Raw genomic sequence first — 20989 nt, forward strand, 5'->3', positions numbered from 1 at the left:
GCCTCTTTTATTTCAAGTCCTTTTTCAATTCTCTTACCACATGCCCTATTTCTGGAAGAATAAGTTTTTCCATCGCAAGCTTTACGGCACCTGAAGAGCCCGGGGTAGAAAAAACGGCTTTATCTTTCACAACCCCTGCAATAGCTCGTGAAAGTATGGCTGCAGATCCTATATCTAGCTGGTAGCTTAACATTCTAAACAATTCTCCAAACCCAACAATTTCTTTTTCAATTAGCGCCTTGACGGTCTCAATCGTCACATCCCGTTTGGCAATACCTGTGCCTCCATTGGTGATAATAATCTCGATATCCTCTCGTTCACAGCCCTTTAAAATTTCTTCTTGAATAGGGGCTTTTTCATCTTTTACTATACAATAATCAAGGACCTTATGACCTGCTTGCTCTAGGAGGTCAATCATCAATCTCCCGCTTTTGTCACTTTCTTCATTTCGTGTATCACTAACCGTAATTACTTTACAATGAACGGTTTTCGGCGCTTCTTTTTTATGCTCTTTCGTACTCATCCGGATACTCCTCTTTTTCTTTTAAATAACGAAGCTGATAATATTTGTGGGCAACTTCCGTAACTTTCCTTGTTAACTGATAATTTGCCCCTGCCCCAATCGCCATGCTGACAAGCGGAATGCCCTGAATCAATTTTTTTCGAAATAAAGCAATGACCATTGCCTTTAACAGCTGTTGGACAGGCTGCTCCAGCCAGGTAATATCCGTTATTTCTTCATTCCCTTGATAAAAATAAAAATCATCGTTTCCGTCTAATTCATGCATGAGCGCCGCCCATCCATCCTTCTGAATCCTAGGAGGAAGTGTAGCAGTATGAAAAACCTTCAGTGAAGTCATCATTTCAAAAGGAGTATTGACCTCAAATCCATAAGTCATGGCAATTAATTGCACAGCTCGTAAATTAATCACGGCAATTGCCGGAATATCCATTCCTAAAAGCAGGGTACCGCCTGTTCCAGATAGTCCACCTTGTGCAAAGGAATACAGCCGATGCTTGGCAATTTGTTGCTGGGCTATGTATTGCAGTTGATTGATATCTAATTTTTTTAGATCATCTATTTTTTCTAACTCCTTGTAAAAAATCCTTCCGGATGAAAGAATTCGTTCCTTCGCATCCATCTGAAGCTGGGAACCCTGAATCAAGCCATGTAAGTGAAACAACCAGTTGTCGACTAATAGAAAAAACTTTTTTTGAACCATTTTGGGTAAAAGTAAAAAGGAACGCTCTAAGTATTTTTCATAGGTCAATTGAAAGTCATTTACTTCATAACTGAATAAATGATTTTCCCATTCCCTTATTTCCTTTAAGACGTTTTTCTCCCTGTCTGAGAGCGGCATGAAAACACTCCTCCTGTTTCCAATTCTTTCTTTAAGTATAGCATAAAGAAACAGAAGGATTAAAAAAAGCAAAATCCCTTTAGAGAGACTTTGCCTTTTATATTAAATCCTAATTTGCCAAGCGAACCACGTCGCGGGCGATCATTACTTCTTCATTTGTCGGGATGATCAATACCTTAACAGGTGAGTGAGGATAATTAATGAAGGCTTCTTCTCCTCTAACCTTATTAAGGGCAGGATCCCAGTAAACTCCCATGAATTCTAACCCTTTAAGAACATTTTCTCTAATCACATCGCTGTTTTCGCCGATTCCCGCAGTAAAAATAATCGCATCTACACCATACATACGGGATGCATAGGAACCAATGTATTTATGAATTCTGTTTGCGAATACATCTAACGCAAGTTTTGCCCGGGCGTTTCCTTGTTTCGCTTGAATTTCAATATCCCGTAAATCACTTGAAAAACCGGAAACAGCCAGCATTCCACTCTTTTTATTTAAAATATCAAGAACTTCTTCAGCCGTTTTATTCGTTTTTTCCATGATATATGGAATCAACGCTGGGTCAATATTTCCTGAACGCGTTCCCATTGTAACCCCTGCAAGTGGTGTAAAGCCCATTGAAGTATCAATTGATTTACCGCCTTCAATAGCTGCAATACTTGCCCCATTCCCTAAGTGGCAGGATATAAGGCGCAGTTGTTCAACTGGACGACCTAATAGCTCAGCGGCACGCTGTGACACATATTTATGGGACGTACCATGGAAACCATATTTTCGAATTCCATAATTTTTGTAGTATTCATATGGAAGACTATATAAAAAAGAGCTTTCAGGCATCGTTTGATGGAAGGCTGTGTCAAAGACAGCAACTGACGGAACATTCGGCAATACTCCTTGAAATGCTTGAATTCCAGTAATATTTGCCGGGTTATGCAGTGGCGCCAATTCCGATAGCTCCTCGATTTTTGCCAATACGTCATCGGTAATGAGAACAGAATCATTAAAGGCTTCTCCACCATGTACTACACGATGTCCGATTCCTTCAATTTCATCCAGTGATTCAATAATTCTGAGCGACGTAAGTTTATCTAACAACATTTTAACGGCCACATCATGATTTGGAATATCGATGATTTCTTGAACTTTTTCACCATGTGCAGTGATATTAAAAATAGAATCTTTTAAACCGATTCTCTCAATTAACCCTTTTGTAATAACATTCTCACTTGGCATTTCAAATAATTGAAACTTTAAGGATGAACTGCCGGCATTGATTGCAATAATTTTAGACATTTTGCTACAGCTCCTTTTATATAAAAACATCGGTTTTAAAGGACTCTTTTCTCTCATCTTTAGCCTTTGCAAACCGAAATTGAATATATCTCTCAATTACTCATTTAAACACTCGATTTGTCACATTTCAAGGAGTAATTTAAGTGTCAGCGGTTACATCTAAAATATAATTTTATTCAAAGTTTTTGTACTATTAGTAAAAAACAAAAAAACAAAAATTCATCGGTTAAGATTGTTTAGAAAGGGTATTTTTTTAGCGATTTTTTACTTTGTCTTTTGATTTCCCTGCAATAGGGCCTGTTGATTTCCGCTCCGGTCACTCGCTTTCCGCGCGGGGAGGTCCTGGAGCCTCCTCGGCGCGTGCGCCTGTGGGGTCTCCAGTGACCTCTCTATCCCGCAGGAGTCGAGTGCCCTCCGCTCCAATCAACAAGCTAGTAAAACAATGTATTACAACACACTTTTTCAAACCTTGTTAACTGTATTGTAATCTTCTATAATTTTGGCAGGCTGCGGTAATAACCTGTTCACCGGTTCTGTCCAAATCCCATAACCGGAATCGGAAAGCCCACGAAGAGCTCTTTCCAGCCTGCGAAGCTTCGCCCAATTTTTTCCTTTATAAATTTATAAAGCATTATTCCAGATTTACTTTTTAAATAATAGACGAAAAACCAATAGATTTGTCAATCAAGCATAGAAGGTAGTCATCTGGGTCTAATCCATCAGAAACGAATTCTATTCACTTTGGCGAAACTCTTCTTGGCCTAAAATTAAATTCACCAATTATTTTAAATATTCATGGAGTGAAATTTTTTTAAAAATGCATCTGTTGATTGGAGCGGAAGGCGAGAAGACTCCTCGAAAATGCTAACGCATTTTCTTCGTGCGTGGGCGGATTCAAGGAAGCAATTCATTGTCCTGCGGGAGTACGGGGCAGGGGAGACCCGCAGGCGCCAAAGCGCCTAGGAGGCTTCCCGGCACGCCCGCGAACCGCACGCACCTGGAGCGGAAATCAACAGACTTGTTGCAGAGACCAAACTCTAATAATATATAATGAATTAAAGCAGTGCATTTTTTAAGAGATCAAATAAAATAAAAGGCAATCGAAAGATTTTCGACAGCCTGAAAAAAAACCGATATTTTATCGGTTTTTTGGTTTATTCTCTTGGAACCATTTGTCCATTTTTAATAAGATTTTATCCATTTCTGCAGCATTTGACAGACTTGGCAGATTAACAAGTAAAGCTTGCTTTGGAGGCAGAACTTCCTCACCTTTCTTCTGCAAAACTAAAATACTTTTTGCCGTACTCTTATTTTTAAACATACTATTTGGCAATTGAAGGAACCCTTGTATAATAACATGTTCCTTTATAAATTCGTGAAGCCCTTTGGCTTGGTCACTTTCAAAAAGTGTATTTGGCACCAGGAAAAATAGATACCCTCCTGGTTTTGTGTGCTTGACACTTTGTTCAATAAATAGATGGTGTGAATAGGAATGCCCTTCTTTTGCCTGCAATTGATAATCCGCGGCCCGAACATCATTCGGATAGTAACCAACAGGTAGATCTCCAATTACCACATCAACTGGATCAATAAATAATGGCTCGAGGCTATCCTGATTGAAAAGCTCTACGGGATGCTGTTGCAAATTAGCATTAATGTAAGCCAGCCTTATTAAAAGGTCATCAACCTCAACGCCGATTGAAACCACTTCCTTTTGTAAATGGTTTAATACAGTCGTTAATAAATTACCTGTTCCAATTGCCGGGTCAAGCAAGCGCATTGATGGTTGCACGCCAAACTTTTGAACTAAATAACCAATAAGCATACCAATCGAATCAGGCGTCATTTGATGATTTGGCTGCACATTTTCCTGCATCCCTTTTAAAATCACAAGCTGGTACGCTTTTCGAATTTCTTCATTTGAATATTTATTAATCTGAATTTCTTCATAATGTTTTTTTAGTCTTTTTACGGTTAATTCACTTAACTCCTCCTGAAGGATAGAACCCTGAAAAAGGTTCTCCCCTGTTTCAGCCAATGCCTCTAAAAAGCTGCATTCTAATTCCTCCTGAATCACGAGGGCCGTCTGATTAAATACCGTAAAAAGCTCTTCAACTGGAGAAACTTTCATCCTATAACCTCCATATAATCAAAAAAGACCCCGCCATTGACGAGGCCTCCTCTACATTTAATTATTTCGCACTTTTAGCTGCTTCGATTGCTGCTTCATAATTAGGATGATGCGTTGCTTCACTCACATATTCAACATATGTCACAGTATCGCTGGAATCAACCACGAACACTGCACGTGCTAATAATCTATGTTCTTGCATAGCAACACCATATGCTTCACCGAAAGAAAGGTCACGATGATCGGATAATGTCTGTACGTTTTCGATTCCGTTCGCTCCACACCAGCGCTTTTGTGCAAATGGAAGATCGCAGCTGATCGTTAGGATTTTTACATTCCCTAAATTGTTTGCTTCCTCGTTAAAACGACGTGTTTCTGCATCACATACACCTGTATCCAAAGAAGGTACAGAAGTAATTAAACGCACCTGTCCCTTTGTATCATTTAAAGTAACCTCTGAACGATCATTTGCAAGCACAGTAAAATTAGGTGCCTTTTCCCCTACTTTTACCTCACTGCCTAATAATGTTACCGCTTTACCGCCAAATGTCACGTTTGCCATATTTACATCCTCCTTTGTTTTTATCAAATTGAGCGGCAATTTAATGTCATACCGCTAATATGTACAGTGTAAATATATCTTTTCAGAATCTTTTTTGCAATTATTTCAACCTGAAACCTATCCATGAAAAAAGTTAATCCTCCTTTTCTCGGAAGATTAACCTTTTCATTATAAATCAAGATCATGTTTTTCTTGAGACTGATGGCTATTTTGCTGGCTGGTTGAATGTAGGTGATCTCTTTTCGAAAACATTTGCTGGATTTTATCCACTGCCTGTGGTGCCAGTTCCAATATTTTTTCATACAAATGAGTACTTTCGTCCAAATGAAGCATTTTCACACCTTGAGAATTTACAATTAAAAAGGCAATGGGTGTAATAGAAACCCCGGCTCCGCTTCCTCCTCCGAATGGGAGGCTTGACTGATTATGGCCCTGACCTTGATTTTGGCCCTGACCTTGTTGGCCTCCACCGCCGCCTCCTTTAAATTCACTTCCACCGGCCGCAAATCCAAAACCAACCTTTGAAACTGTTAAAATGACACTTCCATCCGGGGTTTCAACAGGATCCCCGATAATTGTATTTACATCAATCATTTCTTTTAAGCTTTCCATTGCCGTTGTCATCAAACCTTGAATTGGATGGTCAGACATCGTAGTTTCCTCCTCTTTCAAACGGATTTAGTTTTTTCCTTTGAAAAATTAGTGTTTGATTTTAATTTCGGGCGTCCGCCCTTCCAGAATTTTATTAGTTTTAATCCTGCTAAAATAGCTTGCCCGATTCGAAACTGAAACATACATGAAAATTGTGTTTGAATAACGGTTGCTTGAAAGTGTGGTGTAACCTGTAAAATAGGCATTTCTTTTAAATTAAAATAGTTACTTAGTAAACCAACAATACCTCCTTTAATCGTCCAAAGTCCTCCACATAATACTCCTGTATGTGCAGCATCCCCTATCCCAAACATCGTATGCCATTCAAATTGTTGTATAGAGACCTTTTTTAAAAACTTACGGATGATTATATGCATATCAACTATATGCTTTAGAATTTCTTTTGTATTATTAAAATTCGTAATCATTTCATCGGGAGTAATTTGATGTACCTCATCATTTGAGGATTTTTCAGAAGAATGGCCTTTTTTCTTTTTATCTTTGACAACAATACTTGGTGAATCATCATCCACTTTAATTAATGGAATATGTTTTTTGAATTTAATCAGGCCAAACCAAATCTTAAACTCGATTTTTAAATCATCATTGTCATTATGGTGATAATAATTCACTTTAATCGTCAGCTTTGTAAAAATAATCAGTAAGAATAAGAGCACAAGAATAACAAAGATTAGAAGGACCCAGATCAATTTCATTCACAGCCTTTCAGCCTATTAGTATGGCTTTAAGGCAAAAAAATAAACCCATCAACAAAAAGTTGATAGGCTTAAAAATTACTTTTCTGCGTGGATTACCGTAGTGTCTGAAAAGAGATCGTGCAATCCTTGTTTTTTCGGAAGAAAGGCAGCAATTACATATCCGACAATGATTGTCGCCGAAATAAAGCGGCCGATCCATTCACGGAATAAAACAGTTCCCCAAGTTAATTGATCCTTATTCAAATCAACTACTTTTATCCCAAATACCATTTTGCCAAGTGTCTGCTGGAAATATTTCGTCATCAAGACAAAATATAAATAAAAAATAACCGCAGAAGCAATAGAAATGGGAGCAAACATATTAAATTCAGCTAAAGAGATGTCAAGTATGCGAAATACAGGCTTAATCAACAGCCTGACTAGGCTCCCAACTATAATTAAGTCAAGTAGATATGCCCAAAAACGCATCCAAAATCCGGCATATCGAATTGGATATCGCGGTAATTCCTTTATCATTTCCTTTTTTAGTTGGACGTTGTTTTCGCTGTTAATCTCTTCTTCTTGATGTATCATCATTTCTTCGGAGCGATGATCCTCTATTTGATTTTTGTTTTCTTGATCATAATTGCTTTCCATCTACTTCGCCCCTATTCCGCATAAAGATACATGAGCCTTGGTGAATTGGGTTTAGAGAGAATTTTTAGCATTCCGGCCATTTCCGCGTTTTCTCCCATCCATTTATGAACCTGCATACTGAATAATGAACCAAATCCAAGGTCATCTGAATAGCGAATAACCTTTGCTCCCTTCAAATTCTCATCCTTTTTCATTTTCTTAATAACATCATCCAAATATCCATAGCCATCAATTAAATTCAATTCTTTCGCCTGCCGACCGTCATATACTCTCCCGTCCGCAATCTTTTTTACCTGCTCAATACTTAAATGGCGGCCCTCAGATATAACCTTGACAAATCCCTGATACGAATTATTAATCATTCGTTGAAGAATTTGCCGCTCTTCCTCGGTCATTTTTCTAGTTGGACTCATAATGTCTTTATATTTTCCACTTTTAATCGTGACAAAATCGACGCCATACTTCTTCGCTAATCCTTCATAATTGATCCCTTCCATAATAACTCCAAGAGATCCAGTAAGTGTTTCTGGACTTGCATAAATCCTTTTAGCTGCTGTTGAAATATAATATCCTCCCGACGCTGCCATTGACCCCATTGAAATATAGACCGGTTTTTTCGTATCTTTTTGAATCTCCTCTAGTTTATCATGGATCTCGGCACTTTCGACGACTCCACCCCCGGGAGAATTGACTCTTATGATGATACCCTTGACTGTATCATCCTCTTTGATATAGTTTAATTTTTTCATAAAGTCCTGATGGTTATAGCCGGAACTTTGTAATAAAGAGGCTGTTTCACCCGTATCTTGAATAACCCCATCCACATCTAGGACTGCAATTTTTTTTAGCTCGCTTCCGTCTTTAACTACCTCTTCAGTAAAAGGCTGCTCACTTGTTGATAAAAATTCACCTATATCCGTCTCAATACCCTTAAAGGCAAAAGCTGATAAAAAGTTAATAACCACTGAGACAAAAAATAGTGCTGCTGCAATTCCGAGTGCTGCCCAGCGTTTTCCATTCATATTCTTTCCCCCACCTGTGTCAATCCAGTTAAATTTACGTCCGTATTTTCATATTGTTTCAAAAAAATGCTAAACTAAATAAGATTATCATCATTTTATCAAAAGATATTTTTATAAACGTTAAAAATTGGAAATTATTTTTGTATTTAGGAGGTCCATTTATGGAAAGTCGCCGCAATATTTACTTTTACCACACACGTGATGCCGATATGCTTTCAAAAGCTTCGCATATTTATGAGTTAGCTGAACAATATGGTTTTACGATCGTTGATGATCAACTGAAAGCAAATATTATTGCCAGCATCGGGCATGACGGAACTTTCCTGCAGGCCGTCCGGAAAACAGGTTTTAGAGAGGATTGTCTTTACGCTGGTATTTCGACTACTAGAAACTTAAGTATGTACTGTGATTTTCGGATTGATGATACCTCAAAAATGGTTGAAGCTTCAGTAAATGAACAATTTGAAGTCCGTCGTTACCCTCTTCTTGAAGTGACAGTGGATGGACAAGGGATGTTCCCATGTTTGAATGAGTTCAGCATCCGTTCCTCCATTATTAAAACGCTGGTAATTGACGTGTTCATTGACCAGCTGCATTTTGAAACCTTCCGTGGAGACGGGCTGGTGGTGGCCACACCTACAGGCAGCACTGCTTATAATAAATCACTAAATGGTTCCGTTGTTGACCCGTTAATTTCCTGTATGCAAATCAGTGAGGTTGCTTCGTTAAATAATAATCGGTACCGCACACTGGGGTCTTCATTTATCATTGGAGAGGAACGTACGCTGACACTTAAAGTGATTTCAGAAGGAAATGACCATCCCGTAATGGGTATGGACAATGAAGCATTAAGTATTCGCCATGTGGAAAAAATTCAAATAAAAATGAGCAATAAAAAAATTAAGACGCTTAAATTAAAAGACAATTCATTCTGGCATAAAGTGAAAAGACAATTTCTATAAAAAAGCAGCCACCCTAGAATTAAACTCGGTGGCTGCTATTTTTATCCGTTTAATTTTTCTTTTTGGATATTTAATCCTCTCTGAGGAAATAGTTTTGTTTTAGATAAAGAATAAATCGTTAAAGCGGACCAAATAAAAATAAAGGAAAGCAGCTGTGTTTTTGAAAAATGTTCTTTATAGACAAACACGCCTAAAATTAAGGTTAAAGTCGGCGCAATGTATTGTAAGAATCCAAGTAAGGATAACGGAATTTTTTGTGCACCTTTTGCAAAATAAAGCAGTGGTACAGCCGTTGCCGCTCCGGCGCCTACTAACAGTAAATCGGTTACCGCACTTGCTGATAAAAATGAATTCGTACCATTAATAAATAGGAAACACATATATATTGCTGCAATCGGTGCAACAACTAATGTTTCAAGAGTTAATCCCACGGCTGACTCTACATTGATTAATTTTTTTGCAAGGCCGTATAACCCAAAAGAAAGTGCTAGACTAATGGCAATCCAAGGAAATTTCCCATGGGAAATTGAAATGATCAATACCCCAATAGTGGCTAGGCCAAATGAGATATATTGTGCAATTGACAATTTTTCTTTTAGGACAATCATTCCCAATAGGACACTCACGAGCGGATTGATATAATAGCCAAAGCTTGCTTCGAGCATATGACCGCTGTTAACTGCCCAAATATAGACAAACCAATTAATGCTTATTAATAACGAGGCAATGGCCAGGGCATAAAGCTGTTTTTTATTTTGTGCAAATCCTTTAAGGGTTTGAGTAAATAATCTCCATTTTCTTGTTAATAAAAGTACTAGGACCATAAAAATAAACGACCAAAAAATTCGGTTCGCAAGAATTTCAAAGGCACTTACTTGATCGATGAGCTTCCAATAGATGGGCAGCAGCCCCCATAAGAAATAGGAGAAACCTGCATGGAAGGTTCCCTTTTTTATCTCTGATTTATTCATTGTTGTTCTGTTCCCCAATCTTTCTAGTTTCGAAATATTTATTATTATAACGTGAAACGGAAGGAAAAGGGGGAATTTTAATTCACCAATTTTTGCCCAAAATAAAAAACAATCGAGAACCGATTGCCAGATTTTCAAGAAAGGGTATTTTTCTCAGCAACTTTCTACTTTGTCAAATCTAATACTATTTAATGGATTTCCCATGCAAAAGGGCCTATTGATTTCCGCTCCGGTCACTCGCTTTCCGCGGGGAGGTCCTAGAGCGGAGTTTAACGTAGACAACCAAAAAAGACTGTCGATAAACCCAAAATCCTTCGGATTTGTCGACAGTCTTAACAATCGGAATTTACCGATTTTCTTTATCTAATTAACTTTTTAAAGTTTCCATTTCTTTTTGGCGAAGTTCGATACGGCGGATTTTTCCGGAAGTGGTTTTCGGAAGATCCGATACATATTCAATCTTTCTAGGATACTTATATGGTGCTGTAAGCTCCTTTACATGCTCTTGAAGATTCTTTGTTAATTCAGGATTGTTCGAATCAATCCCCTCTTGTAAAACAACAAACGCTTTGACGATATACCCGCGAATTTCATCAGGACTTCCCACTACGGCACATTCTTTGACAAATGGATGTTTAACAAGCGCATCCTCTACTTCAAATGGTCCAATTGTATAGCCGGAACTAATGATAATATCATCGCCGCGCCCTTCAAACCAGAAATAGCCTTCCTCGTCCATTTTCGCTTTGTCGCCCGTTACGTAGTAATCCCCACGGAATTGCATCGCTGTTCGTTCTGGGTCTTTATAATAATTTTTGAATAAAGCAGGCGTTTCAACATGAACGGCAATATCGCCCACCTCACCTACTTGACAAACTTGTCCTTCTTCATTAATGATTTCAACACGGTTTCCCGGAGTTGGTTTGCCCATGGAACCAGGTTTTAACGGCATTCCCTTGGTAACCCCAACAAGTAAAGTGTTTTCTGTTTGACCATAGCCGTCCCGAACATCAACACGGAAGTATTTCCTAAAGGTATCAATTACCTCGCGATTGAGTGGTTCCCCAGCGGATACTGCACTATGAAGGTTTGGCAATTGATATTCTGCGAGGTTATCTACCTTTGCCATTAATCGATATTCTGTCGGTGTACAGCAAAGAACATTTACATCGTATTTTTGTAGCAGGCTTAAATACTTTTTAGGCTCAAATTTGCCATTATATATTAAACCTGTTGCGCCTGACCCAAGGACTGATAAGAATGGACTCCAAATCCATTTTTGCCAGCCTGGACCGGCCGTTGCCCAAACGGTATCCCCTTCGTTAATGCCAAGCCATTTAGACGCAGCCGTTTTCAGATGGGCAAATGCCCAGCCATGGGTATGCACCACTCCTTTAGGATTCCCAGTTGTACCCGAGGTATAGGATAAAAAGGCCATATCCTCTCTTTTCGTATCGGCAATATCAAAATTCTCTGAAGCCGCTTTCATTTCTTCATCCAGATGGTTCCAGCCTTCCATTTTTCCTCCAAGGGAAAATTTCACAAGAGATTGGGCAGTACTAATATTTTCAAATTGATCCACGTATGGATAATAACTAATAACAGCCTTAACATCTCCATGTGTAATCCGGTATTGTAAATCCTTTTCTCTTAGCATTTCAGAGCTTGGAATTACCACCATCCCCGCTTTTAATGCAGCGAGGTAGACAATATAGGCTTCAATCAGTCTTGGAACAATCACTAAAACTGTATCACCTTTTTGTAAACCATTATGAATCAGCACATTACCTGCTTGATTTACTTTTTTCAATAATTCTTCATATGTAACCTGTTTTGTTTCACCTGTTTCATTTTCCCATTTTAATGCTAATTTGTTCGGGTCTTTTGCAAAACGTTCTACTTCAGAAACAAGATTGTAGTTCTCCGGTGCAATTAAATCCTCACGTTTCATAACTCTCCCCCTCAGCAATAAAAATTTACGTCCAATTTTATTATACAAAATTGTCCTAAAATTTTAAATTATTATTATTCGAAAAACATTTTTTAAGTTCGTTATTGATACAATCAAATGAGATAAAACAAAAAAAGAAGAGAGCAGGAATAATTCCTGCTCTCTGTAGCCATATTATTTATTTGTTATCGAGTAAATCCGCTGCCGCCTAATTGAGACTCAGCCATAGCGACTAAACGCTTAGTAATTTCTCCACCAACTGAACCATTAGCACGAGAAGTAGTATCAGCACCAAGTTGTACACCAAATTCAGTAGCAATTTCGTATTTCATTTGGCCAAGAGCTTGTTCAACACCAGCAACTAGTAATTGATTAGAATTGTTGTTTGCCATTTGATATCACCTCCTTGTGAGTATATAATGTGTAGAACTCACAAGGTTCATTCTTAATATCAATTGGTAATTGTTCACAAAAAATTCATTTTAAAATAATTCATCGAACTCTGAATCATCGTTACCCAGATCCGGTTTAATTGTAATAGTCTCCGTGTCATTAACTGCTTCTTCAATCAAAGGATCGAAATCAAAATAGCTTTCATATTGCTGGACTTTCTCTCTGCGGGGCTTTGTTTTTGGCGACGCAGGGACAAAAATCGTACAGCAATCTTCATACGGTCTATTCGAAATCTCAAGGGTATCGAATTCTTGAGCGATTTTAATAATTTCGGTTTTGTCCATCGTTACAAGCGGCCGTATGATGGGGGTATTGGTAACCTCATTAATGGTAAACATGCTTTCAAGTGTTTGACTAGCCACTTGACCAAGGCTTTCGCCGGTAATAATGGCAAGCCCTTCCCGCTTTTCTCTAATTTTATCGGTAATTCTAAGCATGAATCTTCTTGTGGATGTCATCGTATAGTTTTCAGGAACTTGTTCACGTATTGCCTGTTGTACATCCGTAAACGGAACAATATGAAGCGTCATTTGACCATACACTTCAGCTAGCTTTTTAGCAAGGTCAATCACCTTTTCCTTAGCCCGTTCACTTGTAAACGGCGGACTGAAGAAGTGAACGGCCTCAATCTCAAGACCTCGCTTCATGGCCATAAACCCAGCAACAGGGCTGTCGATTCCACCTGACAGCATTAACATCGCTTTACCACCGGAGCCCGCCGGGTATCCCCCGGCCCCTGTTATTGTTTCACATGATAGGTAAACAGCCTCTTTACGTACCTCAATCAATAAGTTAATATCCGGCTTCTTCACATTTACTTTTAGACCAGGAAGGTTTGACAGCAGATGAGCACCAAATAGTTGGTTGATTCCGTCCGTATCCAATTCAAAAGTTTTATCTGATCTTTTCGCGGTAACTTTAAAGGTTTGGCCTTCTTGATAAAGTGAACCAACTAATTCAAGAGCAGCTTCTTTCATTTTCTCCAAATCACTCTCTACCTTAACAGCCGGACTAAATGTTTGGATCCCAAATATTTTTCTTAAAATCATTTTAATTTCTTGTACATCTTCACCGTTTAATAAAACATACATACGATCATGTGTTGCTTCCACTTTTATTTTTGGAAAAGCGGAAAGGGCCAATTTAACACTTTTTCTTAATTTACCAACGAATTTATTTCGATTACGGCCTTTCGTTGACAATTCTCCATAGCGAATGACTATTCGATCATAATTCATATTATTTCATTACCTTTCGTAAATGATCAGAAGCTTCTTTCATTGCTGAAAGAGCATCAATGGCTTCATTTTCTGTATTATTAAAGGAGAGACTAATTCGTATTGCACTTTCAGCCAGTTCATCCGGAACCCCCATAGCAAGCAATGTTGCACTTGAGGATTTCTTCTTAGATGAGCATGCACTTGTGGTGGAAACATAGATTTCTTTTTCTTCTAGTGCATGAATCAGAACCTCGGGTTTTATTCCTTTAATGGAAAAATTTAAAATATGTGGAGCGGCATTCTCAATGGGCGTATGGATTTGAACCTCTTCTAATTCACTTAACCCATTCCTTAGGATTTCCCGAATTTTTTTCATTCTTTCCATCCCGTTTTTCCCTTCCGCCAATACCATTCGTAACGCCTTAGATAGGGCAACTGCCCCTGCAACGTTTTCTGTACCGCTGCGGAGTTTCCGCTCTTGGCCTCCTCCAGCTAATAATGGGGACAATCGTACACCTTCCCGAACATATAAAACTCCAGTCCCTTTCAAGGCGTGGAATTTATGGGCGGAAAAAGAACATAGATCCACTCTGTTTTCATGTAATGATAGCTGGACTTTTCCGACAGCTTGAACAGCGTCCACGTGGAACAAAATATTAGGATGGCTTTTTAAATATTCTCCGATTTCCTTTATTGGCTGGATGGTCCCAACTTCATTATTGACCTGCATAACCGAAATGAGGATGGTGTCTTTCCTAATTGCCTTTTCGAGGTCTTCTATTTGAATCCGACCGGTTGAATCAACTGGAAGGTACGTTACTTCAAATCCATCCTGCTCAAGCTGCTCAAATGATTGTCTGACAGAGGCATGCTCAATGCTTGTCGTAATTAAATGGCGGCCCTTATTTTTATGAATATAGGCAGCACCTTTAATCGCTAAATTATTACTTTCGGTTCCTCCCGATGTAAACAATATCTCTGTTTGCTTTACAGATAAAAGATTTGCCACCTGTTCCCTTGACTTTGTTAAAAGTTTCTCAGCCTGTCCACCTAATGCGTTTAGTGAGGACGGGTTTCCAAAGTATTCACTAGAAACCGTCAAAAATGAATCGAGAACCTCTTTATATGGTTTAGTTGTCGCACTATTGTCAAAATAAATCATGATTTTCCCCCTAACGAATCCGAAAACCCTTATGCAAAAAATAATCTTATCATACATTGCTTCATTTTAGAAAGATGGTTCAAGTGAAATTTCTGTTTAACAAAAGCAAAAAACCGAACAGCAGATGCTGATTCGGTTTTTTGCTTATCTTTATTAGTCATTTGCAATTGCTGCTTTGATTTTCTTTAAGGCTCCAGGGTCAACCCCTTCTAATGATGCTGCGACCTGTTCTAAAGCCTCTTGATATTCATAATGCCTGAAAGCTTGTTCTGCATCCATTAATCCCTTTGCAACGGAAGGGAATTTGCTGCGGTACCGGTTTCCATATTGAATAGCCTTTTCTGCCAGCATCGCATTTTCAATCAATTCCAATGTAGAATGAGTAAGTTTTTCGACTGTTAAAACTGCAATTTCTAAATATTGATTAAGGGCAGAAATATTAAGCGGTTTTTCCTCAAGCTGCAGCTTCACATTTTGTATGCTCTCATTTGTGTCCTCATACAAATATTTATAATCCTCGGGCAATCCAGGTACATTACTTTTGGAAACAAGCCGAACGGCTTCCCCCACTTTTTTTGTCAGTTCTCTAACCGCATCCCTTGCCTCAATCTCATCCTTACGTAATGATTGAAGATTATTTGCAAACTGCTGTTGCTCTTCTCTGATGTTTTCAAGCTGTTCCTTTATCTCATTTAATTCTTCACTTATTTTGGTCTGAGCTGTTTCATTAATTTTTAATTTTTCAACAAGGATTTCATAATGCTTAAACACTGCTGAAAGCTCTTTTTCCAAATGTCTCTGTGTTTCAAAATCATATTCTTTTAAATGATAGGTTTGCTGGACATTCGACACTTCATCAACAAGATGGTCGTTTTCTTCCTGTGCTTCTATCAGTAGATCATAGGTAATTTTCTCATTTTTAATGATAAAGTGCTTAGCATGTACCTCTTTTTCAAGTAAATCAAAAAGGATATCCACTCGATCCTTGGTTTCTTTTACACCTTCAACTGCTTTATCTAAGTCCGTTTCCTCAATCAAGCGAATTGCTTCTGAAAGCTTTTCTTCTAATGCTTTAATTTCTTTTTCCAATTGAATATGCTCTAGGTAATAGCCCTGCTGAGCCATTTCCTTAAACCCATCATAGACTTCGGAAAGTTGTGCCGGCAGGATGGATTGAACTTCAATTAACAGCTGTGGAATAAGCTCCATCACATTTTTAATGGTCCCTAAATGGCTGCTAATTGTTAAAACAATTTCTCGAGCCTCAAGGTAGTTTCCATTCTCTGTTTTTTCATCAAACTCTTGGAACTTCTTCGTGATCTCTTCCAGTTGTTTTTCCAGACTTTTTTCAGCCTTGCTGAAGGTATGCCGGTGGGCAAGAAGTACTTTTTTTGTTTCCCGGTATAATTCTTTTAATTGTTCAATTTCTACCCGGTTTTTTTCCTCGCTGCCGACTAGTTCATGCAATTCTTCCAGTATTTTTGTGATCTGATTTTCGGTTTCCTGCAAGGTATCATTGATTGTACGTTGAACTGTTTTCGCCTTGTTAAATCGGTAGCGGTCTATGTATTCTTCCGCATCAAATAACATTTCCTCTAGTTTCGGGAGCTTTACTGTTACAATGTCATCCCATTGGTTACGCCAATTTTCGAACAGTTCTTCTGTTTGCCCCGTCATATTAAGTTGCTTGACCTTGGACATTTCTTCTAAAATTGGACGATTCAACAAATCGATTTTCCACGCTTCTAACCGATCCATTTCTTTAAAATACTTTTTCTTTATTAGATATCCTAATACAAATAAAGCTAGCATAAGGATAAAAAATCCTATGAAATACTTCACATGTAAGCCTCCTGTTCCGGAAAACATCGTTTCAAGTTCTCTTTAGGTGTCAGTTTATATAAAAATAGCACAATATGTTCAATTCAATGTATTTATGATACCATGTAAACGACAATTTTTGACTATAATTTTCAATTTTTTTGCAAAAGAAATCAAAAAAATAGAGGCTCATCATAAAATAGCCTCTTTCTTTACTACAACACCATTACAAAGGGTATTTTCAATCCAATTGTACATTTCATTTAAATATTTTTGCTCAAAGAAACGTTCATTTGGAAAAATATACATTACTTCTCTTAGATAATGAGAATTCATAAATGGCATCATTAGTAAACCCTTAAGCTGAATAATCAAATAAGGAACAGAGTGAGGCTGGAATTCCTTCCATTCCATCCCTTTTTCAAATATTTTTTGAAAATAATATTTTTCTTTAAGATTATACGTTGACATTATTTCCCTAACGATTTGAGAATCCAATGACATTTCACGGTACACGACATTTGCTAAATGAATATTATCACATTGATAATGGAGCAATTTGGCAGTCATTCGTTTTACGCAATCTTTGGCACCGAGTCCCACCAGGGCATATTCCTCTTCCATTATCCCGAGGTATTGTTCATAAAAGTGCGTAAAGCAATATTCTAAAAGACCGAGCTTATTTTCAAAATAGTAAGCAACAGTTGCAGAGTTTACATTCGCATAGCCTGCAATATCTCTGATTGATGTACCAGAGTATCCATTTGAATTAAATAATTTAATCGCTGCTTCAATAATTGCTTCCTTTATATTTTTTTTCATGTCTTTCCCCCTCGAAAGTGGATCGAACTTTTTACTCCTTAAATAAGGTTTCTTTATTTTGCCGCTTATTCCTTTAATAAAAAATCGACAAATTCTACCTAGTTTCACGGTAATTTGCTAAAATAACATAAAAAACTAAAGAAACATAGGTGAAAAAACATGTTTAACGTCGAAATGTATTCGGGTAGTCGTGAGGAAAATTATGAGCTTGTAAAAAAACAATTGCATGCCTTGATTCATGATGAGAAAAATCAAATTGCGAATCTTAGTAATGCCTGCTCCTTGTTAAACCAATTTCTTGACCGTACCAACTGGGTCGGGTTTTATTTAATGGATGAGAAGGAAGAACTTGTATTAGGACCCTTTCAAGGTCTCCCTGCCTGTGTTCGAATTCCTGTTGGAAAAGGCGTTTGCGGCACCTCAGCAAAGTTAAGGGAAACAGTCAGAGTAGAAGATGTGAATCAGTTTCCAGGCCATATTGCCTGTGATGCTGCATCACAATCTGAAATTGTTATCCCATTGTTAAAAAACGGAAAATTACTTGGTGTTTTGGATATTGATTCACCAGAAACAAACCGCTTCGACGAACTTGATCAGCAGAAATTAGAAGAGTTTGTTGAAATTTTAGTCCAGCATATTTAATAATAAAAAGCAAGGAAGAGTCTTTCCTCTTCCTTGCTTTTTATTATTATATCTTTTCTAGGGCCTGTTCGAGGTCGTCGATAATATCCTCCCAGGCTTCAAGCCCTACCGAAAGCCGAAGTAAATTTTCCGTTATCCCCATTTTTCGTCTTTCTTCTTCCGGAACAACTGCATGTGTCATCGTAGCCGGATGCTGGATTAAAGTTTCTGCATCCCCAAGACTAACAGCAATTTTAATTAAGTTTAGCTCATTCATCAACCGCTGCGCTGTTTCCTTTGTACCTCTTATTGAAAAAGAAATAAGGCCCCCGGGCTTTTTCATTTGTTTTTTCATAATTTGATAGTCCGGGTGATCAGCATCACCAGGGTAATAGATTGCATCAATTTTAGGATGATTTCTTAAAAACTGAAAGATTTTTTCTGTATTGTCACAATGACGATCGACTCGAATTGGTAAGGTTTTTAATCCTCTTAGCAAAAGCCACGCATCAAAGGGTGAAATAATTCCTCCAATATCTTTTTGCGTTGTTCTTGAAACCTTTTGAATCCATTCTTTTTTACCAACGACGATACCGGCAAGGACATCGCCATGTCCGCAAATATATTTTGTGGCACTATGGATGACGACATCACAGCCATGGGTAAGCGGGGTTTGTAAATAAGGAGAACAAAATGTATTATCCACCACCACCGGTATGCCTTTTTCATCCGCAATTTTAGCCACCTGCCCTAAATCAACCAGTTTCATTGTAGGGTTTATTGGTGTTTCAATATAAATACATGCGGTGTTTGGCAGGATCGCTTTTTCCACCATTTCTATTGAATCCATTGAAGAGAAATCATGTTCAATCCCATATTTTTCTTTCAAAAGTTGCAGGAATCCAAAGGTACAGCCATAGACACCCTGTGAACAAAGAATGTGGTCACCTGTTTTCGTTAAAGCAATTAATGCAGCAGAAACAGCTGCCATTCCGGATGAAAAGGCTAAAGCAGCACCCCCTTTTTCAAGTATTGCCAACCGTTCTTCAAGTATTTTTACAGTTGGATTCCCTAAACGTGAATAAATAAAGCCTTCTTCCTCTCCGGAAAACCGTTTTTCCCCTTGCTTAGCAGTGGAAAAGGTAAAGGTTGATGTTTGATACAAGGGTGGAACGAGACTCCCCTGATGTTCATCTGAAACATAACCTGAATGAATGACCTCTGTTTCAAAGCGTAAGTTTTTATCCTCCAATTTTACCCCTCCTATTTTGAAAACGCTTCCATTTTTATAGAATATGAAGCCTATATAGATAAAGTACGTAAACAAAATTTCAACCTATATGGATTCAGGCACCCATGAATCCATAGATGCCTTAACTTGCTTTTATGCGATCATTTTGATTAATGACTTTATTTTTCCCTGTCCCTTTTGCTGTGTAGAGGGACTCGTCAGCCCTTTTAAATAAATAGTTATAGGAATCAAGCATGTCCATATGCCAATAGGATACACCGCAAGATACGGTAATTGATGGGACAGAGCATTCGGCCACAGCTTTTACTAAGCGCTCAGCGATTGCAACCCCTGTCTCTAATGACACTTTAGGAAGGTAGATGGCCATTTCCTCACCACCCCAGCGTGCTCCAACATCATGATCGCGAATATTTCCACGAATAATATTGGCCACTTGAACCAATACTTCATCACCAACCTGGTGTCCATACGTATCATTTATGTTCTTAAAATTATCAATATCAATCAGAATGAATGTCCCTTGCTCGTCCTCTTTCATTGACAATTGAATCTTTTCATCAAGATAATTTCGCGAATGAAGTTTCGTTAAATGATCTGTAATAATCATTCTCTCCAATTCTTCCCTAAGCATCGAATTGGAAAGCGCCAGTGCGGAATGATGAATCAGCGATTGCAGAAGCTTAAAGGCTTCAAATGAAAAGAAATAGGGTTCTTGATTCATAACAATACTAAAACCTTTAAATTTTCCTCTTTGGACCATTGGAACCGCCATTATGGAACGAAAACACTTTATTCCATTAATACTAGGAATGTTTATATCTCCGAAAAAAAGCGCCTCTTTTTCCAACAGTATTTTATTTTTTATGTATTCAATATATGGATATGCTTGTTTCGTATAAAAGAATGGGGTAGATCCTGGCAGTAGTTTACTATTAATCAAATTGTCTGTCAGCAGGAAATAACCTGCTTCCTCTGCTTGGAAGGAATGTTTAATTTGATTTGTCATATAGCTAATCATATCTTTTAGCCTGAGTTTTGAGTTTAAACGATGTGTTGTTTCATTAATTAACTGTAAATCGGAAATAACCTGCCTGGACTGCTGATAAAGCTTGGTATTTTCCAATGCACCGCCAGCCGCATTTGCCAGTAAAGTGATAAATTCAATTTCGTCTTTTGGAAATACAAGGATGTTAGGAGCAATGATCTGCAGAACTCCATAAACCCCTTGTTTCCCTTTTAACGGCGCATAAAGGATAGAGCGCCTCTCTTCAAGAGAATTTTCCATTTTGGTATTCCCTGAAACGTAAGCCTCCATGGCTATAATATTTTCACTATCATATTCCAGATCAATAATGGGCAATTCGTTTTGATTGTG

The 20989-nt window shown here is 38.0% G+C and carries 20 protein-coding genes; 2 read left to right on the forward strand and 18 right to left on the reverse strand.

Going from position 1 to position 20989, the window contains the following annotated elements; genetic code table 11:
* Positions 1-7: 7 nt before the first annotated feature.
* The 9 genes from RCG21_RS26895 to sppA all read right to left on the reverse strand — a co-directional run bounded on the left by RCG21_RS26895 (position 8) and on the right by sppA (position 8379).
* Positions 8-523 (reverse strand): MogA/MoaB family molybdenum cofactor biosynthesis protein, encoded by a 516-nt coding sequence (locus tag RCG21_RS26895; protein ID WP_133334336.1) that lies wholly within the window; start codon positions 521-523, stop codon positions 8-10.
* Positions 504-1361 (reverse strand): EcsC family protein, encoded by an 858-nt coding sequence (locus tag RCG21_RS26900; protein ID WP_133334335.1) that lies wholly within the window; start codon positions 1359-1361, stop codon positions 504-506. The genes RCG21_RS26895 and RCG21_RS26900 overlap by 20 nt, the downstream gene beginning before the upstream one ends.
* A 109-nt stretch (positions 1362-1470) precedes the next feature.
* Positions 1471-2658, reverse strand: a complete 1188-nt coding sequence (locus RCG21_RS26905; protein ID WP_133334334.1) for an acetate kinase — start codon at positions 2656-2658, stop codon at positions 1471-1473.
* 1138 nt (positions 2659-3796) lie between these two features.
* Positions 3797-4789, reverse strand: coding sequence for a class I SAM-dependent methyltransferase (locus RCG21_RS26910; protein ID WP_133334333.1), 993 nt, complete (start codon positions 4787-4789; stop codon positions 3797-3799).
* A gap of 61 nt (positions 4790-4850) precedes the next feature.
* A complete protein-coding gene (gene tpx, locus RCG21_RS26915; protein ID WP_026572190.1) occupies positions 4851-5351 on the reverse strand; it encodes a thiol peroxidase in 501 nt (166 codons plus the stop codon).
* A 168-nt stretch (positions 5352-5519) separates the two neighbouring features.
* Positions 5520-6002 (reverse strand): GerW family sporulation protein, encoded by a 483-nt coding sequence (gene ytfJ, locus RCG21_RS26920; protein WP_133334332.1) that lies wholly within the window; start codon positions 6000-6002, stop codon positions 5520-5522.
* A gap of 17 nt (positions 6003-6019) precedes the next feature.
* On the reverse strand, positions 6020-6718 hold the full coding sequence (locus tag RCG21_RS26925) for a DUF2953 domain-containing protein (protein WP_208025357.1): 699 nt from the start codon (positions 6716-6718) through the stop codon (positions 6020-6022).
* Positions 6719-6796: 78 nt separating this feature from the next.
* The gene (locus tag RCG21_RS26930) at positions 6797-7237 is read right to left on the reverse strand and encodes an RDD family protein (protein ID WP_235824798.1); all 441 of its coding nucleotides are present in this window, start codon (positions 7235-7237) and stop codon (positions 6797-6799) included.
* A 131-nt stretch (positions 7238-7368) separates the two neighbouring features.
* A complete protein-coding gene (gene sppA, locus RCG21_RS26935; RefSeq protein ID WP_133334330.1) occupies positions 7369-8379 on the reverse strand; it encodes a signal peptide peptidase SppA in 1011 nt (336 codons plus the stop codon).
* Positions 8380-8540: 161 nt separating this feature from the next.
* On the opposite strand from sppA, the gene RCG21_RS26940 reads away from it, so the two are divergent.
* Positions 8541-9341, forward strand: a complete 801-nt coding sequence (locus RCG21_RS26940) for an NAD kinase (RefSeq protein WP_133334329.1) — start codon at positions 8541-8543, stop codon at positions 9339-9341.
* Positions 9342-9382: 41 nt separating this feature from the next.
* Here RCG21_RS26940 and rarD read toward each other — a convergent pair whose 3' ends face one another.
* The 7 genes from rarD to refZ form a co-directional block, all read right to left on the reverse strand.
* On the reverse strand, positions 9383-10312 hold the full coding sequence (gene rarD, locus RCG21_RS26945; RefSeq protein WP_133334328.1) for an EamA family transporter RarD: 930 nt from the start codon (positions 10310-10312) through the stop codon (positions 9383-9385).
* Positions 10313-10679: 367 nt separating this feature from the next.
* A complete protein-coding gene (mbcS, locus tag RCG21_RS26950; protein WP_133334327.1) occupies positions 10680-12263 on the reverse strand; it encodes an acyl-CoA synthetase MbcS in 1584 nt (527 codons plus the stop codon).
* Between the two features lie 185 nt (positions 12264-12448).
* Positions 12449-12655: an alpha/beta-type small acid-soluble spore protein gene (locus RCG21_RS26955; protein ID WP_133334326.1), complete on the reverse strand. Its 207-nt coding sequence runs from the start codon at positions 12653-12655 to the stop codon at positions 12449-12451.
* Between the two features lie 90 nt (positions 12656-12745).
* A complete protein-coding gene (gene thiI, locus RCG21_RS26960) occupies positions 12746-13954 on the reverse strand; it encodes a tRNA uracil 4-sulfurtransferase ThiI (protein ID WP_133334325.1) in 1209 nt (402 codons plus the stop codon).
* Position 13955: 1 nt separating this feature from the next.
* Positions 13956-15098, reverse strand: coding sequence for a cysteine desulfurase family protein (locus tag RCG21_RS26965; protein WP_133334324.1), 1143 nt, complete (start codon positions 15096-15098; stop codon positions 13956-13958).
* Positions 15099-15251: 153 nt separating this feature from the next.
* Positions 15252-16940, reverse strand: coding sequence for a septation ring formation regulator EzrA (gene ezrA / locus RCG21_RS26970; protein WP_208025356.1), 1689 nt, complete (start codon positions 16938-16940; stop codon positions 15252-15254).
* Positions 16941-17111: 171 nt separating this feature from the next.
* Positions 17112-17741: a forespore capture DNA-binding protein RefZ gene (gene refZ / locus RCG21_RS26975; RefSeq protein ID WP_133334322.1), complete on the reverse strand. Its 630-nt coding sequence runs from the start codon at positions 17739-17741 to the stop codon at positions 17112-17114.
* 159 nt (positions 17742-17900) lie between these two features.
* On the opposite strand from refZ, the gene msrC reads away from it, so the two are divergent.
* Complete coding sequence (gene msrC, locus RCG21_RS26980; protein WP_133334321.1) at positions 17901-18383, forward strand: free L-methionine (R)-S-oxide reductase MsrC; 483 nt, start codon at positions 17901-17903, stop codon at positions 18381-18383.
* Between the two features lie 46 nt (positions 18384-18429).
* On the opposite strand, the gene megL is transcribed toward msrC, so the two are convergent.
* Positions 18430-19614, reverse strand: a complete 1185-nt coding sequence (gene megL, locus RCG21_RS26985) for a methionine gamma-lyase (RefSeq protein WP_133334320.1) — start codon at positions 19612-19614, stop codon at positions 18430-18432.
* Positions 19615-19735: 121 nt separating this feature from the next.
* A complete protein-coding gene (locus tag RCG21_RS26990; RefSeq protein ID WP_308913940.1) occupies positions 19736-20899 on the reverse strand; it encodes a sensor domain-containing diguanylate cyclase in 1164 nt (387 codons plus the stop codon).
* Between the last annotated feature and the right edge of the window lie 90 nt (positions 20900-20989).

The organism is Bacillus salipaludis (assembly GCF_030938565.1).
Classification (GTDB): Bacteria; Bacillota; Bacilli; order Bacillales; family Cytobacillaceae; genus Neobacillus; species Neobacillus salipaludis_A.